At 60.7% G+C, this 15,935-nt stretch carries 17 protein-coding genes; 4 read left to right on the forward strand and 13 right to left on the reverse strand.

All coding sequences use genetic code 11. The annotated features are described in order from the left end of the window. Window positions 1-26 precede the first annotated feature (26 nt). The 7 genes from QQJ86_RS08080 to QQJ86_RS08110 form a co-directional block, all read right to left on the reverse strand. Window positions 27-359 carry a DUF2845 domain-containing protein gene (locus QQJ86_RS08080; RefSeq protein ID WP_284320395.1) on the reverse strand — a complete coding sequence of 111 codons (333 nt, stop codon included), beginning with the start codon at window positions 357-359 and terminating at the stop codon, window positions 27-29. 50 nt (window positions 360-409) lie between these two features. Further along, on the reverse strand, window positions 410-994 hold the full coding sequence (locus tag QQJ86_RS08085) for a DUF924 family protein (protein WP_345782811.1): 585 nt from the start codon (window positions 992-994) through the stop codon (window positions 410-412). 2 nt (window positions 995-996) lie between these two features. Beyond that, entirely contained in the window at window positions 997-1,434 is a 438-nt protein-coding gene (locus tag QQJ86_RS08090) for a DUF2383 domain-containing protein (RefSeq protein WP_284320396.1), read from the reverse strand. 114 nt (window positions 1,435-1,548) lie between these two features. After that, window positions 1,549-2,301 carry a DUF2884 family protein gene (locus QQJ86_RS08095; protein WP_284320397.1) on the reverse strand — a complete coding sequence of 251 codons (753 nt, stop codon included), beginning with the start codon at window positions 2,299-2,301 and terminating at the stop codon, window positions 1,549-1,551. A 65-nt stretch (window positions 2,302-2,366) separates the two neighbouring features. Then, entirely contained in the window at window positions 2,367-2,897 is a 531-nt protein-coding gene (locus QQJ86_RS08100) for a hypothetical protein (RefSeq protein ID WP_284320398.1), read from the reverse strand. After that, window positions 2,897-3,448, reverse strand: coding sequence for a peroxiredoxin (locus QQJ86_RS08105; RefSeq protein WP_284320399.1), 552 nt, complete (start codon window positions 3,446-3,448; stop codon window positions 2,897-2,899). Before QQJ86_RS08105 ends, QQJ86_RS08100 begins: the two co-directional genes overlap by 1 nt. Window positions 3,449-3,551: 103 nt before the next feature. Further along, a complete protein-coding gene (locus QQJ86_RS08110) occupies window positions 3,552-4,010 on the reverse strand; it encodes a hypothetical protein (protein ID WP_284320400.1) in 459 nt (152 codons plus the stop codon). Window positions 4,011-4,231: 221 nt separating this feature from the next. On the opposite strand from QQJ86_RS08110, the gene QQJ86_RS08115 reads away from it, so the two are divergent. Both QQJ86_RS08115 and QQJ86_RS08120 read left to right on the forward strand, forming a co-directional pair. Further along, a complete protein-coding gene (locus QQJ86_RS08115) occupies window positions 4,232-4,648 on the forward strand; it encodes a universal stress protein (RefSeq protein ID WP_284320401.1) in 417 nt (138 codons plus the stop codon). 139 nt (window positions 4,649-4,787) lie between these two features. Next, window positions 4,788-5,612, forward strand: a complete 825-nt coding sequence (locus tag QQJ86_RS08120) for a ferritin-like domain-containing protein (protein ID WP_284320402.1) — start codon at window positions 4,788-4,790, stop codon at window positions 5,610-5,612. Between the two features lie 107 nt (window positions 5,613-5,719). Here the strand turns inward: QQJ86_RS08120 and QQJ86_RS08125 are convergent, their stop codons facing one another. The 4 genes from QQJ86_RS08125 to QQJ86_RS08140 all read right to left on the reverse strand — a co-directional run bounded on the left by QQJ86_RS08125 (window position 5,720) and on the right by QQJ86_RS08140 (window position 8,210). Further along, on the reverse strand, window positions 5,720-5,992 hold the full coding sequence (locus tag QQJ86_RS08125; RefSeq protein ID WP_284320403.1) for a hypothetical protein: 273 nt from the start codon (window positions 5,990-5,992) through the stop codon (window positions 5,720-5,722). A gap of 6 nt (window positions 5,993-5,998) precedes the next feature. After that, window positions 5,999-6,472 carry a DUF6491 family protein gene (locus QQJ86_RS08130; RefSeq protein ID WP_284320404.1) on the reverse strand — a complete coding sequence of 158 codons (474 nt, stop codon included), beginning with the start codon at window positions 6,470-6,472 and terminating at the stop codon, window positions 5,999-6,001. 63 nt (window positions 6,473-6,535) lie between these two features. Further along, window positions 6,536-7,270, reverse strand: coding sequence for a hypothetical protein (locus QQJ86_RS08135; RefSeq protein ID WP_284320405.1), 735 nt, complete (start codon window positions 7,268-7,270; stop codon window positions 6,536-6,538). A 67-nt stretch (window positions 7,271-7,337) separates the two neighbouring features. Then, window positions 7,338-8,210, reverse strand: a complete 873-nt coding sequence (locus tag QQJ86_RS08140; protein WP_284320406.1) for a LytTR family DNA-binding domain-containing protein — start codon at window positions 8,208-8,210, stop codon at window positions 7,338-7,340. Between the two features lie 281 nt (window positions 8,211-8,491). Between QQJ86_RS08140 and QQJ86_RS08145 the strand changes: the two genes are divergently transcribed. Together QQJ86_RS08145 and QQJ86_RS08150 are read left to right on the forward strand one after the other, a co-directional pair. Next, on the forward strand, window positions 8,492-9,730 hold the full coding sequence (locus tag QQJ86_RS08145) for an MFS transporter (RefSeq protein WP_284320407.1): 1,239 nt from the start codon (window positions 8,492-8,494) through the stop codon (window positions 9,728-9,730). A gap of 214 nt (window positions 9,731-9,944) precedes the next feature. Next, complete coding sequence (locus tag QQJ86_RS08150) at window positions 9,945-10,259, forward strand: hypothetical protein (RefSeq protein WP_284320408.1); 315 nt, start codon at window positions 9,945-9,947, stop codon at window positions 10,257-10,259. 59 nt (window positions 10,260-10,318) lie between these two features. Here the strand turns inward: QQJ86_RS08150 and aceE are convergent, their stop codons facing one another. Continuing rightward, the gene (gene aceE, locus QQJ86_RS08155; protein WP_284320409.1) at window positions 10,319-13,012 is read right to left on the reverse strand and encodes a pyruvate dehydrogenase (acetyl-transferring), homodimeric type; all 2,694 of its coding nucleotides are present in this window, start codon (window positions 13,010-13,012) and stop codon (window positions 10,319-10,321) included. 510 nt (window positions 13,013-13,522) lie between these two features. Continuing rightward, complete coding sequence (locus QQJ86_RS08160; RefSeq protein ID WP_284320410.1) at window positions 13,523-15,811, reverse strand: NADP-dependent malic enzyme; 2,289 nt, start codon at window positions 15,809-15,811, stop codon at window positions 13,523-13,525. Between the last annotated feature and the right edge of the window lie 124 nt (window positions 15,812-15,935).

The raw sequence follows: 15,935 nt of genomic DNA on the forward strand, positions 1-15,935 counted from the left end.
CGCTGCGCTAACCCAACCTACGGATGCTAGCGCGCCACATCCTCGATATGCGCGACCTTTCCACCAACCATGGTGAACGTGGTGATGCGCCCTTCGCGCTGGTATTGCCACTTCTCGCCCTTGTCTTTTGCGCTGGCCGACTTGCCTTTGCTGTTGCTGGACGATTTCGCCTTGGCTTTGTCATTCTTGCTCTTGCTTGAGCTGGATGCCTTCGCACGTACAGATGGCTCTCCCAACAGTGCCTTGACGCGTGCACCACTATCGCCCACCGCCAGCACCTGACTACCCACGCGCAGGCTTTGCAGCGCATGTGCACTGAAACTTACGACCAGCAAGGTGAGAAAAAAATAACGACGCATGACCTGCTCCTTGTCGTGACATAAACCAATTCCGTGATGGTGATCGGCGTTCAGAACCCCGCGCCGGGTTCAGCAAGATAGGTTAGCTCTTTCGGCGTGCATGCCCTGCCGAGCAACGCGTTGCGATGTGGAAAGCGACCGAAGCGCGCGATCACCGCCTCGTGCCGTCGAGCATAGTCGAGAAAATCAGTGTAGGGATGGCGCACTTCGATGGGTATGTTCTCGCACAGGGCTTCGAACAGAGCGACGCATTGCCGCTGCATCAGCATATCTTCGGCATGTTCAAGCGGCATGTAAGCGAAGACGCGCTGCATCGGCTGCAGTTGTCGGTCGTAACCTTCCTCGATGCCCCACAGCGCCAGTTGTTGCGCAAGAGGATCCTGACCCCACGCTCGCGGATCGTTGCGATAAAGATTGCGTGAAAACTGATCCAGCACGATCAGCAAGGCCAGCCATCCTCGAGGTGTATCGGCCCAATGCTTGAGCTTGCCTTCCGTAGCCAAGCGGAATGTTTCGCCGAACCGGACGCGGATCGCCGCATCGAATTCCGGACACGTGGCAAACCAATCTTGCTGGTGCGCAGGGTCGAACCAGAATGTCAGGACCGCCAGCGCTTCTCCTGGCGGATTTGTCACGATCAGTGCCCGAAGCCGATAGCCTTGGCCAGGCTATGCATGTCCAGGTCGATCGAATGCAGGCGCGGCAACTGGCGATGCAGTTCGGCGCTCATGTCGCTCGGTCCGACGCGTGCAATGACGCGCTCAAACGAACGCAGCAGACTTTGCTCATGGCGCGCCAACAGGCGTATCCAGGCGTCATCGGTGCGTGGCATCAAGGCATCGAAACCAAAACGCACAGCGCCGACCATGCGGCGGCGGGTGGCCGGGGTGCCTTCATGGTTGCGGATTTGCGCCTGCAACTCGGCGATCACCAGGGTCAGGGATTGCGCTTCTTCATCCAGCACGGTGCGCAACCCAGGTTCGCTCACTCGCATCGCCGCATGGCGATACAGCGCGCGCAGCTCGATGCTGCGACGGATCAGACCATTGCATAGATGTTGAATAGCGAACGACACGGCGCCGCCTCCTGGTTGAGCTTGTCTTTAGGAAGACGGGGTCATGTTGCAGGACAAGCACTTAGCGGCGGATAAATCGGCCTGCCTTGGTTAGGCTTTGCTCAGCTAAGGCTTTCATTGACCGATCTGCACGAGATTCAACGGACGGCCGTTGCTTGCGCGGATCCCCTGCTGCAACTCGGCAAGGCGCTGGATATCCGGACATAGCGCCTGGATTTCGGGACGCAGCACCTGCAGCCGCTGCTGCAAACGCGGCTGAAACCCGGTAGTGAGGTTCGCAGCCTGCTCACGCAGCGTGGCGGCCTGCTGCAAATCGCCGTTCATGGCCGCACTGATGGCCTGCTGGCCCATGGCCGAAGCGAGCAAAGGGCCGATGTCGCTAATGATCTGGTTGGCGTACTGGTCGGCGGCGTCGCCATGCCAGTCATGCGTGCTCTGGCTGGCGGCGACACGCTGATGAAGATCGGCCGCGTGCGTTTGCAGCCTGCGCTGCAGCTCCGCGCGGGTATCGGCGTCGAGATTCAGGCCGCTCGATTCATCCTGCACAGCTTGCACCGCAACATCCACGCCGTGATGGATGACCCGCTTCACGCGCGGCACCAGGGCAACCGCCTCGCGCTGAAACAGGGCAAGGCGGTCCTGGTCTTCGGCGTTGAGCGATACGGTTTGACCATCCGTCTGCAACGTGCCCGATTCAATGACCACACGCGTGGGCGCAGGCTCAGTGCGATCGAAGACCAGCCGACCCGGCTGTACGGTGAGGTCGTAGCTGCTGGTCGCGTGGCAGACCTGCGACAAATCCTGTGCATGCAGGCTGCCGCACGCGAACGCAAGCATCCAGGCAGCGAGCAGGCGGGTCGAACGCATAGATACATTTCCGTTGGGCTTGAGGCCTGACAGCGATAAAGCGCAACGGGATAACTGCGGCTGAATCAGCCGGCACGCGGCCGGAATTGCAGCCGGACGGCGGGCTGACCGAGCTGCCAGGCGAGCCATAGCAGTAGTGGAATGGGGATTACTTGCAACACCATCTCAATCAGCAGAGGGCGTTTCAAATCCCCCATCTGCGCCTGGATGGATGCGGCAAGCTGATCCAGCCCATTCCATTGATGCCATACCTGCATGGCGCAATAGGCAAGCCACACGCTCAGCGCCAGCGCCACCGTGCGCAGCACCGAACGTGCCCAGGTTTGGCGCAGGATGCATCCCGCACAGGCGACGATCACGACGAACGACGCGACGAGGTAACCGAGCGCCCAATTCAGCATGCCGTGCAACACGTTGGCGTTTTCAGTGTCGCCTGCAGGCAGGGTTTGCAACGCACCCCACAGCTTCTGCACGTGAATGATGTATTGCGAGCCGAGAAAACCGGCCACCAGCAGCATCACCCACGTGATCATGCGCCACAACGCGAAACCAGCTTTTTTCCTGCGCAAATCCGAATCGAAGCGGGATATCAGCATCAGGTCGCAGCCTTCTTCAGCGTATCGAGATCGGCCATCACCTGCGCGGCATTTTCCTTGGGATCGACATCGCGGTAGATCTTGGCGATCTTGCCATTGGGATCGATCAGGAATGTAGTGCGCTTGGCGAAGTGCAGGCCGATAGCAGAAGTCAGCACGCCATAGCTGATGGCCACGTGACGGTTGGTGTCGGCCAGCAGCGGGAACGGCACATGGTATTTCGCGGCGAATTCGGCATGCGACTTCACGTTGTCCAGGCTCACGCCGACGACGTCTGCGCCAGACTGGCGCAATTTGATGACTTCATCGCGGAAGGTGCAGACCTCGGTGGTACAGCCGGGCGTGAAATCCTTCGGATAGAAGTAGAGCACCAGCCAGTGCCCGTGATAGTCGGCCGGACTGCGCCAATGGCCGTTCTGATCCAGCAAGCGGAAAGCGGGGGTTACCTGGCCGACCTGCGGATCACCTTGCACGCCGGTGCCGGCCAACGCAGGAATTGCTGGTATACCCAGCAGGCCGATCACTGCAAGCAAAGTCAGCAGGCGACGCATGAATATCACTTCCCGGGCAAAAGACCGTGAAGGAGTATACGCTGCCGCATGACAAGCAAAAGGCGCCTCGCGGCGCCTTTTGCGGAACAGACCAACCTGCTGCTTAGCGAGCCGGCTTGATATCGAACTTGCTGATCGCCACGCCCAGATTGATGCCCTCACCGGTGCCGGTCAGCGCGATGGACGTGGTGCCCTTGGTCAGCACCTGTGCCGTACCGCTTCTCACCACACCGCCCGATGCTTCTGCTTGGGCGTAGCTGCCAAAGACGTCCTTGATGCCATAGACGTGGCTGATATCACCATCGCCGGTCACGTGGAACTTGCCCGCGGTCAGACCACCACCATGCATGTTGATGACGACGGCCGCTTTCTGCCCGTTATTGCATCTGACCTCTCCGTGGCCTTCGGCGTGCTCATAAATCGCCGACCATCCGGACAAGCTGTAGGTCAGATGGCACTTCACGGGCGCCTCATCCGCTCGCGCCGACTGGGTAGGCAGGCCACTCATCGCACCGGCGCAAAGCAACAGGGCGGCAGTCAGTCCAAAGGTACGCTTGTTCATAGAGGAGTCTCCTTACACATGGCATGGATCAGCCATGCCGTGGTGAAAGTGTCGGATTGGTCAACTGAACAGATAGCAAGCACCCACACAGGCATTCAGGATAGGCAAGCTCCCGTGAGGTGGGCGTACAGGCATCGCCTATTGTTTCCCTTTGCTTGATGCTTAACTAACGAAGCGCCGCGCAGACTGAATTCGTGGGCGCTTTGACCATGGAGAAAAAAATGCCCAGGTATTCGCTGGTCGGCTACGACAGTTCGGACACTTCGCAACGCGCATTCCGCTTCGCCATGGATCTGGCGCGAGCTTGCAAGGGCCGGGTGCGGGTGGTTTCAGTGCTGCAGGTCACCCAGGGCGGAGCCGATGCCTGCGCGCTGATGATGACCGACTCGGCCAGCGAACGAACACGGGAACTGCAGCAGGAACTACATATCCTGGACCCGGATACCGATGCCCTGGTCGACTTGGAAATCACCCACGGCAGCCCGGGCGATGTCCTGTTAGGCCAAGTGCGCCAACATCCCATCGACCACATCGTGATCGGCCACACCGAACGCGGCGCTCTTGGCCGCTGGCTGCTGGGCTCGGTATCCGAGGACGTGCTGGCTGGCGCCCACGTTCCCGTGACGGTGGTGCGGTAGAGGCCTGCCCTCCCGGCACTCGTTCTTACGACTCCCGTGATCGCATAGCTAGCATTAATCCGCTCCAGCGTTCACCATTTATCCTGTTGTCCTTGATCTGTCACAGATCGGATAGTCTTTTTTGCACAGGAAACCGCACGTGGACTACAGCACCGTCCTGCCCTGGACTCTGGAAAGTCTAAATTTCGCAAACATCGATATTGCCCGTGTGCGGCATGACGAAAATCTGTTTCTGCTGCTCTGCAGCGCCTCGTTCGTCGAGAGTGGCTCGGATCTGTATACCAGCAACCTGATCGAGCACTTCGACGGCGACCTGGAACTGCAAGGCTGGCTGCGCGAGCACTGGGAGCACGAGGAACTGCAGCACGGTCGCGCGCTGGCTGCCTATGTGCGCCACGTATGGCCGGAATTCGACTGGGATGCCGGCTTCCAGGCATTCTGGAAAGACTACGGCGCGCTCTGCACCAACGAGCAATTGGAACCCTCGCGCGGGCTGGAACTGGCTGCACGCTGCGTAGTGGAAACCGGCACCGCCAGCCTTTATCGCGCCTTGAACGACATCGTCGACGAACCGGTGCTCAAGCAGCTCACCAATCACATCAAGAGCGACGAAGTACGCCACTTCAAGCACTTCTACCAAGCCTTCCAACGCTACCGCGAGCAGGAAAAGCTGGGGCGCTACAAAGTGTTCCGCGCCATCCTGCGCCGCCTCAACGAAATCCGGAACGAAGACAGCGATATCGCGCTACGCCACGTTTTCAACCAGTGCTATCCGCAGCACAAGGACGACAACGCGCAGTTCCACAAGGTCGCAGGCCCAGCGCAGGCTTTGTTGCGCAGGCACATCCCGGCGGAGATGACGGTGAAGATGCTGCTCAAGCCGCTGAACCTTCCGCCACGACTGCAGCAGGCCGTAGAAAAGCCGCTGGCGAAAATCAGCGAGAAGCTGTTTTTGCAGGCATAACGCGCTTGCGGAAATGCCAGTTCACCTCACCGTCATTCCGGCGAAGGTTCGCCGGAATGACGGTGAGGAACTGCACACCTCTTGCGCTACTGAGATGCGATGAGCGATCAACGCGAAACAGTTTTCTCCGCCTCCCGCTCATGCTGCTCCTCGCGCGTCTCCGGCTCTGGCCAGTGATACCAATCGCGATGCAGCGAGAACTTCTTGCACGCAAGGCAAGCAGTGATCTCCCAGCGATAACTACAGCCCGGGCAGACACCACCGGTCCAGAACGTATTCCATACCGTGCCGCAGCCGCCCATCTTTGGCGTGCACAGCCAGCGGCTGGTACCTAGCGGACGCCAGGCGCACTGGGGGCAATAGATTTCAGGCTCGCTCACCGCGCCTCACTGCCCGTTGTTGGGGGCCGACGGGTTGCCTGCATTGTCGCGCGGCACGCTGTCGATGTGGCGCTGGCTTGCTTGTTCCAGCTTGAACTGCGTCAGGTTGATCGGGCGAATCTGCTTGATGATGCAGGGAATGTACGGCCGCCCGGTCAGCACTTTGTCGAAGCCGGTCTGCACTTCGCTGGCGAAGCTGGTCAGGCCAATGAAGTTGGTGAAAGTGAGGTTGTTGCACGGCCACACGTCGAGCAGATAGGCCTTGCTGGGCAGCGTATAGATCACCAACTGGGTATCGCTGAGTGGCTCCCACGAATAAATCTGCATGCCCAGTACAAGGCGGAAGCTGCGTACCGGCGCACCGGCGGCAGCGCTGTATGCCTGCTGGCGCTGCTGCAAACGCTGCGCATAAGGAACGCTTTCGCACGACGCCAGCAGCACGCCTATAAGCACGAGCGCCAGAATCCGAAGCTTGCCCATGACACCTGCCTCCTTGATCTGGATAACCGCCATAACGCGTGAGCGCATGGGCGGTGCACGCGCTTACTTTTTGCCTACCGCCTGCCACTTGGATGGATCGTAGCCACCGGTTTCGAACACCAGTTCCTGCTTGCCACCATCCTGCATTTCCACGTCCATCGTGATGCGCTTGGTCTTTTCCATGGCAGTGATGAAGGCCTTGTCGTCGCGAATGAAGGCGGCCGGCTCGCCCGTCGTCGGCAAGAACGCGCGCAGCGGATGCGGTTTGCCGTCGAACTGCGCCTGGATCGTGCAATTGCCCTTGCATACGAAACCGTGGCCGTTGCCGAACAGGAACACGCTCTGACCCCATTGCGTGTGCCGGCGCAGCACCAGTCGCACTGCACGGTCACCACCGGGACGCGAGCTGTAAAGGCTGGCGGTCGACTGCGTGCCCCCTTCCATCGGGCCAACCTGGTAGGTCCACAGTCCGGTAAGGCGCCGCTTGTCGGCGGCTTCTTTTGCACGCTGTTCGACGTCCGGCAGTGTCTGTTGCACCTCCTTGGCGGCATCGCTGGTGGGGAACTGTTTGACGATCGCCTCGCCAAGTTGGGCGGCCATCTCGTCGTTCTTCATCTGCAGCATTTGGCGATAGGTTTGCAGCTGCCGATTTGCCTCGTCGGCCATCTGTTGTGCCTGGGCCTTGGCGGCATCCTGCGGCGACGGCGTGTTTTGATCCTGCTGCGAACAGGCGGCCAGGAACAGCAAGCCGCTTGCGGCGGTTGCAACAAAGGCATGACGAAAAGGCGAACGGATCATCGTCAGCTCGATCCCTATGAAGAAGAGGTCTCTAGCTTGGAACCAGCCCCCACCCCGATGCAACCATCTACGCGGCCGTGGACTGACCAAAGCGATCGCGTAACGCCGCGCGGTAACGCCGGCTGCACGGAAGCTTCATGCCATCTTGCATGGCTAGACGCGCGTCACCGGTATCCAGCGGTTCTATCTCGGACAGGAAATCCAAGTTGACTACGTAACTGCGATGCACGCGCATGAAACGCTGTGCGTCCAGCCGCGCCTCGATGCCGGCCATGGTGGCGCGCAGCGGGTAATCACGGCCACGCACGTGCAGGTTCACGTAGTTGCCCGACGCCTGCAGCCATTCGATCTCGCGCGCAGCCAGCAAAAATTCCTTGCCGAGCTTACGCACCAGGAAGCGCTCCGGCTGCTCGACCGGCTCCACCGGCGGCCCCACATCGGGTTCAGCCAACAGGCGCGCTTCGCCCTGGAAGCGCATCACCCAAAAGCGGTAAAGCGCTACACATACAAGTATCCAAAAATACGAGCGCACGTCCTTGAGGTATTCGTACCCGAAGTCCGGCAACCACCCGCCCGGAAAGTAGTGGTGCCCGGCCATGACATACACGAGCTTGCGCAACGCCACCATGCCGCCGACATGCAGCACGCTGAAGATCACGCTGTAGATCAGATGCCTCGGCAAATTCTGCTGCCAAGTTTCGAAACGGATCGGCCAACGCCGCGAGGCCCACACCAACGCAGGTATCAAAGCCAGCATCACCACGCCGCTGCTCGCTTCCCACGTCCATGGCTCCCAGCGGGGAAAGCCCGGATGATCCATGACAGAGATGATGCCGTTGAGCACAACGTTGATGGCAAAGAACACCGGCCAGAAGCCGAGCTCGAATGAGCGTCGCCAGCGTTGGAAGCTTTCGAAGGTGAAGCCGTGTGTGGTCCGCATTCGGCAGATTTTACATAGCGCGGCAGGCTGCTCCCTCCCCTGCGTACAGGGGAGGGCTGAGGCGGGGTTGCTCGAGCTTGTCGCGCCATTTGAATACGACGCGAGAGTGCCTCACCCCACCCTACCTCCTCCGGCTTGCCGAAGGAGAAGAGAGGGCATGCTCCCCTACTACACGCAGGGGAGGGGACTATGTGCAGCAAGCTCGTGAGAGAGTTTGATCAAGGTCGCTTTGCGAGATCGCCGCAGCTCCAGATAATGCTGCTTCTAGACAAGGACCCCGCATGTCTTCCTCCCCCGCGCCGCGCTCCGCGGACTCGCTGCTCAACCATCCGGCCTACGTTGCCTTCTGGTGCGCACGCACCGCTTCAACCTTCGGCTTCCAGATGCTATCCGTGGCCGTGGGCTGGCAGATTTACGCCATCACCGGGCGCGCCTTCGATCTGGGCCTGATCGGCCTGGTGCAATTCTTTCCTTCCGTCTTGCTGGCCCTGCCGGCAGGTCATCTGGCCGATCAGTTCGACCGTCGGCGGATCGTGCTGATCGGACAGATCGTGGAATGGATAGCGGTCGTGCTGCTGACCACGCTGACCTTGCTGCATGCGATCGATGAGATGGGCATTCTGTTGCTGATCTTCATCATCAGCACAGCCAAGGCATTCGAGTCGCCGTCGCTACAGTCGATGGTTCCGGCGCTGGTGCCGCCTTCCCTGCTTCCACGCGCCATGGCGGTGAATGGTTCGGCCATGCAGGCAGCGATGATCATGGGACCTGCGCTCGGTGGCCTGCTTTATGTCGCGGGTCCCGGTGTGGTGTATGCGGTGGCTGCGGTGTTGTATTTGATTTCCGCCGTGATGGTGTCGCGGCTGCGCTATGAGCAGGCACCGCCGAAGCGTGAACCGGCTACGCTCAAAACGTTGTTCGCCGGCGTGCACTTCATTCGCGAACGCAAAGACGTGCTCGGCGTGATTTCGCTGGATCTGTTCGCTGTGTTGCTGGGCGGTGCAACCGCACTGCTGCCGATCTTCGCCAAGGACATCCTGCATACCGGCCCCTGGGGCTTGGGCCTGCTGCGTGCCGCGCCGGCGGTGGGCGCCTTGCTGATGTCGTTCTGGCTTGCACGTCACAACATGGAACGCAACGTGGGCAAGATCATGTTTGCGTCAGTGGCCGGCTTTGGCGTGGCGACGCTGGTGTTCGCGCTATCGAACGTGTTGTGGCTGTCACTGCTGGCTTTGTTCGCGTTGGGCGCGTTCGACATGGTGAGCATGGTGATCCGCGGTTCGCTGGTGCAACTGGATACCCCCGATGCGATGCGCGGCCGCGTAAGTGCGGTGAATGCGATTTTCATCAACACGTCCAATCAGCTCGGGGAATTTGAATCTGGCATGGTTGCCGCATGGCTGGGTGCAGTCGGTTCGGCGGTGGTCGGCGGCATCGGTACGCTGGTGGTCGTGGGGTTGTGGATAGTGATGTTTCCGACGCTTCGGCGGCGCCAGCGGCTGCATAGGGAAGGGTCCTGATTCTCAGGCCGACTCGCCAGGAACGGTGGGTGACCGAGCACTTGCATGGGATACCTCCGTCCCGTATCCGGCTTACTTCCAGCTGCCGCATGGCATCATTTCAAAACCCGCCAGTAGTGACGAAAATCAAGGGCTCAACGTGCACAATCGGTTAACGTGCCACTCACGTGACCGCTGGCAAGGTCAATCACCCGGATATTGGAGGAAGAACGCCATGAGCAGGCAAGCCGACATCGAACGCCGACTCGACCACCTTGGTAACCGTGTGCGCGAGTACGCAGACGGTGCCGTTGACACTGCCGATGACTGGCTCTCCCGAGGACGCCGCGCCGTAGGCCGGTTTAGCCGTAGCGACGCCCGCAAGCGCATTGCGCGCCGCGCTGAAGATCTTGCAGACGAAGCCAACTATCAGTACCGCCGTTTGCGGCGCCATGCGGGCCGGCATCCGGTTGCCACGGCGGCGATCGTGGCGGGTACGGTGGGCGCGCTGTTCCTGTTGTATCGCGCGTTGCGCCGGGACGAAGAATGACTCGCGCTGGAGTGCAAAACCCGGCATAAAAAAAGCCCGCCTTTCGGCGGGCTTTTTCATTACACGGTCTGCGGATTCGGCTTTTCCGGATCGAGCTTGTATTCGCGGATCGCGCGCGCCACGTCCTTGGCGTTGACCTTGCCTTCCTTCGCCAGCGCAGCCAGCGCGGCATGGGCAATCCAATAACGATCCACCTCGAAGAAGCTGCGCAGATGTTCGCGCGTATCCGAGCGGCCAAAGCCATCGGTACCGAGCACGGTGTAGTGCATGCCATCCGGCATGAACGCACGGATCTGATCGGCGTATTCGCGCACGTAATCGGTAGCCGCAACCGCCGGCCCTTGGCGGCCCTGCAGCAAGCCTGTGACGTACGGCACGCGCTGCGTGCTTTCCGGATGCAGACGATTCCAGCGCTCGGCGTCGAAGCCATCGCGGCGCACTTCGATGAAGCTCGGCACCGACCAGATGTCCGCGCTGACGCCGAAATCCTTCTCCAACAGTTCTGCCGCTGCGATCACTTCGCGCAGGATGGTGCCCGAACCGAGCAATTGCACGCGCGGCTCGCCCTTCTTCGGCTTGCCGGCATCCTTGAACAGGTACATGCCCTTGACGATGCCTTCCTCGACGCCTTGCGGCAGATCGGGGTGGGCATAGTTCTCATTCATCACGGTGATGTAGTAGTACACGTCTTCCTGCTCTTCGAGCATGCGACGCGTGCCGTCCTGCATGATCACCGCCACTTCGCAGGAGAAAGTCGGGTCATATGCACGCACATTCGGAATAGAGCCTGCCATCAGATGCGAATGGCCATCTTCGTGCTGCAAGCCTTCGCCATTGAGCGTGGTGCGGCCGGACGTACCGCCGATCAGGAAGCCGCGCGAACGCATGTCGCCCGCTGCCCAAGCCAAGTCGCCGATGCGCTGGAAGCCGAACATCGAGTAATAGATGAAGAACGGCAGCATCGGCTGGTTGCTGATGCTGTAGCTGGTCGCCGCCGCCATCCACGCGGCCATGCCGCCGGCTTCTGAGATGCCTTCCTGCAGCACCTGGCCCTTCTGGTCTTCGCGGTAATACAGCAACTGGTCGGCGTCCTGCGGACGGTATTTCTGGCCGAACGGCGCATAGATACCGATCTGGCGGAACATGCCTTCCATGCCGAAAGTGCGCGCTTCGTCGGCGACGATCGGCACCACACGCGGGCCAATGGCCTTGTCACGCAGCAAGAGATTCATGCCGCGCACCAGCGCCATGGTGGTGGAGATTTCGCGATCGCCCGTGCCCTTGGTGATCTGCTCGAACGCGGCCAGGTCCGGTGCCTTGAGCTTCACATCGGAATGGCGACGACGCTGCGGCAGCGAACCGCCGAGCATCTTGCGGCGCTCGAGCATGTACTGCACTTCCGGCGAATCCTTGCCGGGGTGGTAGTACGGCACGTCCTTGAGCTTCTCGTCCGACACTGGAATGTTGAAGCGATCACGGAAGTGACGCACGGCTTCGTCGTCCAGCTTTTTCTGCTGGTGCGTGGGGTTCTGCGATTCACCGGCCGCGCCCATGCCGTAGCCCTTCACCGTCTTGGCGAGGATTACGGTGGGCATGCCCTTGGTGTTCGTCGCCGCGTGATAAGCCGCGTACACCTTGTGCGGATCGTGGCCGCCGCGGTTGAGGCGCCAGATGTCGTCGTCGCTGAGGTTGGCGACCATCTCGCGCGTCTCCGGATATTTGCCGAAGAAATGCTCGCGCGTGTACGCACCACCGAAGGCTTTGCACGCCTGATATTCGCCGTCGATGGTTTCCATCATCAGCTTGCGCAGCACGCCGTTCTTGTCACGTGCGAGGAGCGGATCCCAGTAGCTGCCCCAGACCACCTTGATGGCGTTCCAGCCGGCGCCGCGGAACACGCCTTCCAGTTCCTGGATGATCTTGCCGTTGCCGCGCACCGGACCGTCGAGGCGCTGCAGGTTGCAGTTGATCACGAAGATCAGGTTGTCCAAGCCCTCGCGGCCGGCCAACGAAATCGCGCCCAGCGATTCGGGCTCGTCGCACTCGCCATCGCCCATGAAGCACCAGATCTTGCGGTCGGTCTTGGGCATCAGGCCGCGGTGTTCCAGGTACTTCCAGAACTGCGCCTGATAGATCGCCTGGATCGGACCCAGGCCCATCGATACCGTCGGCACCTGCCAGTAATCGGGCATCAGCCACGGATGCGGATACGAGGACAAACCGCGGCCACGACCCGCCACTTCCATGCGGAACAGGTCGAGCTGTTCGTCGCTGATGCGGCCTTCGAGGAACGAGCGCGCATAGATGCCCGGGCTGGAGTGGCCCTGATGGAACACCAGGTCGCCCGGATGATCCGCACTCGGCGCGCGCCAGAAGTGATTGAAACCTACGTCATAAAGCGTGGCGGACGATGCAAAGCTGGCGATGTGGCCACCCAGTTCGCCCGGCTTGCGGTTGGCGCGCACCACCATCGCCATGGCGTTCCAGCGGATGAGCGTGCGGATGCGCCATTCCATCGCGGCATCGCCGGACATCTTCGCTTCCAGATGCGGCGGAATGGTGTTGACGTATTCAGTGGTGGGATCGAACGGCAGATAGCCGCCCGAACGACGCGTGGAGTCGACAAGCCGCTCCAACAGGAAGTGTGCGCGCTCGGTGCCTTCGCGATCGATGACGGCGTTGAGCGATTCGACCCATTCCTGGGTTTCGGTGGGGTCGAGGTCCTGATGGAGGATATCGTCGAGCTGATCCATGGAAGTCTCCGCGGCGCCGGCGCCGCTTTGCGGTGGGTGCACGTCGCCGGGGCAGCGACGAAGTCGATGCTTCGGTCCGGCGGCTAGGGCCGGCACGGAACAGGAGAGGACCGCGTGGCGTGTTCGCCGGAGGACGAGCTAACCGTTCGATTCTAGCCCCGGGGCAGTGGTCTCGCCAATTGTCGGACCATACATACGTATGCGAAGGGTTTGCAGTGGCGCACCACAGCGGGTGAGTAGTTGTGCCTGCCTCTTTATCAGATCACTGGAGCCACCCACTTTTCGTAAGGCAAAGACTTACCTCACCGTCATTCCGGCGAAGGCCGGAATTCAGTGCAAATACGTTGTGCGAAGCACTCGAAATCGATTTATGTGTCCTTCGGACGCATGCTTAGACTGGATTCCGGCCTTCGCCGGAATGACGTGCGGAACCTTTACGGTTTCCTCGCAAGATTGCCCCCTCACCCCAACCCTCTCCCCGGAGGGGAGAGGGAGCGGATTGCGGAGCGATCAGCTCCGCTCAGTTTGAGCCGCACGAATCTGCGCATCCACCACCGCGATCGCCGTCATGTTCACCACGCGACGCACGGTGGAGGAAGGCGTGAGGATGTGCGCCGGCTTGTCCACGCCCATCAGAATCGGGCCGACCGCCACGCCATCGGTCATCACGCGCACCATGTTGTAGGCGATGTTGGCAGCGTCGAGGTTGGGCATCACGAACAGGTTGGCGCGTCCACTCAATGTGGTGCTCGGGAGTATGCGACGGCGGATTTCCTCATCCCACGCAGTATCGCCCTGCATTTCGCCATCCATTTCCAGGTGCGGTGCGCGCGTGCGCAGGATCTTCCATACCTCGCGCATCTTCGCCGCGCTGGCATTCTCGTGACTGCCGAAGTTCGAATGCGAAAGCAGTGCTACCTTCGGCTCAACCCCGAACAGCTTCAGACGATAGCTGGCCTGCAGCGTTGCTTCAGCGATTTGCTCGGCGGACGGATCGCACTGCACGTGCGTATCCAGGAAGAACCACGTGCCTTTATCGTTGATCACCGCGGTCATGGCCGAGGTGCACTGCACACCCGGATCAAGGCCGAATACGCTGCGGATGTAGCCAAGCTTCTTGTGATAACGCCCGACCAGTCCGCAGATCAGCGCATCGGCTTCGCCGCGCTTGACCATCATCGAGCCGATCAAGGTGGGACGTGAACGCATCAGGTTCTTGGCCGCCGCCGGCGTCACGCCACGACGTTCGGTAAGCGCGTGGTATTGCTGCCAGTAGTCGTTGAAGCGCGGATCGTCGTTGATGTTGGTGAGTTCGAAATCCACGCCTGCACGCATGCGCAGGCCCAGGCGCTCGATACGTGTTTCGATCACGTCCGGACGGCCGATCAGGATCGGATACGCCAGCTTCTCGTCGACCACTGTCTGTACTGCGCGCAGTACGGTTTCTTCCTCGCCCTCGGCGTACACCACGCGCTTGCGATCGTTGCGTGCACGCTCGTAGACCGGCTTCATGATCAAACCGGTGCGGTAGATGAACTGACTGAGTTTCTCGATATAGGCGTCCATGTCCTCGATCGGGCGCGTGGCCACGCCCGAATCCATCGCAGCCTGCGCGACGGCGGGCGCCAACATGACCAGCAGGCGTGGATCGAATGGACGCGGAATCAGGTATTCGGCACCGAACGTAGGCGCTTCACCGCCGTAGGCGCCAGCAAGATCGCTTGCTTCCATCTGCGCCAGCGCGGCGATGGCGCGCACGCATGCCAGCTTCATCGCTTCGTTGATGCCGGTGGCACCCACGTCCAGCGCGCCGCGGAAGATGTACGGGAAGCACACCGCATTGTTGACCTGGTTCGGATAGTCCGAACGACCGGTCGCGATAATGCAATCCGGGCGCACCTGCTTGGCATCTTCCGGCAATATTTCTGGATTCGGATTGGCCAGCGCCAGGATGATCGGCTGCTTGGCCATGGTGGCGACCATTTCCGGCTTCAAAATACCGCCAGCCGACAAGCCGAGGAAAACGTCCGCGCCTTGCACGATCTCCGCCAGCGTGCGCGCCTCGGTATCGCGCGCATAACGCAGCTTGTCCGGATCCATGTGGCCACGCCCGGTGTAAAGCACACCCTCGCGATCGAATGCCAAAATGTGTTCCGGGTTCACGCCCAATGCAACGAGCATGTCCAAGCAGGCAATGCCTGCGGCGCCAACGCCAGTGGTGGCGACTTTTACGTCTTCGATGTTCTTGCCGACGATCTTCAGCGCGTTGATCACGGCGGCGCCGACGATGATGGCTGTTCCGTGCTGGTCATCATGGAATACCGGAATCTTCATCCGTTCGCGCAATTTGCGCTCAACAATGAAGCACTCCGGTGCCTTGATGTCTTCCAGGTTGATGCCGCCGAAGGTAGGTTCCATCGCGGCGATGATGTCCACCAGCTTGTCGGGATCGCGCTCATTGAGCTCGATATCGAACACATCGATGCCGGCGAATTTCTGGAACAGCACACCCTTGCCTTCCATCACCGGCTTGCCGGCGAGCGGGCCGATGTCACCCAGCCCCAGCACGGCAGTGCCGTTGGTGATCACGGCCACTAGGTTGGCGCGCGCGGTGTAAAGGCTGGCGTCTTGTGGATTTTCGACGATCGCTTCACAGGCATAAGCCACGCCCGGCGAATACGCCAGCGACAGATCACGCTGTGTGACCAGGGGCGTGGTGGGCGTGACCTTGATCTTGCCGGGGCGCGGTACGCGGTGATATTCGAGGGCGGCTTGGCGGAAGTCGTCGGAATGAGCCATCGGATGTTTGCAACGAATGGGAATGGGGACAGGGCCGCGTCGCGGCATGCCGCAGATGGTAGCACCCGCCAGCAGGTGGTACTGGGCACTGGGAATAGCTAAAAAGTAGTACCTAATGCGCGAT

Source organism: Dyella acidisoli (assembly GCF_030160295.1).
Lineage (GTDB): Bacteria > Pseudomonadota > Gammaproteobacteria > Xanthomonadales > Rhodanobacteraceae > Dyella_B > Dyella_B acidisoli.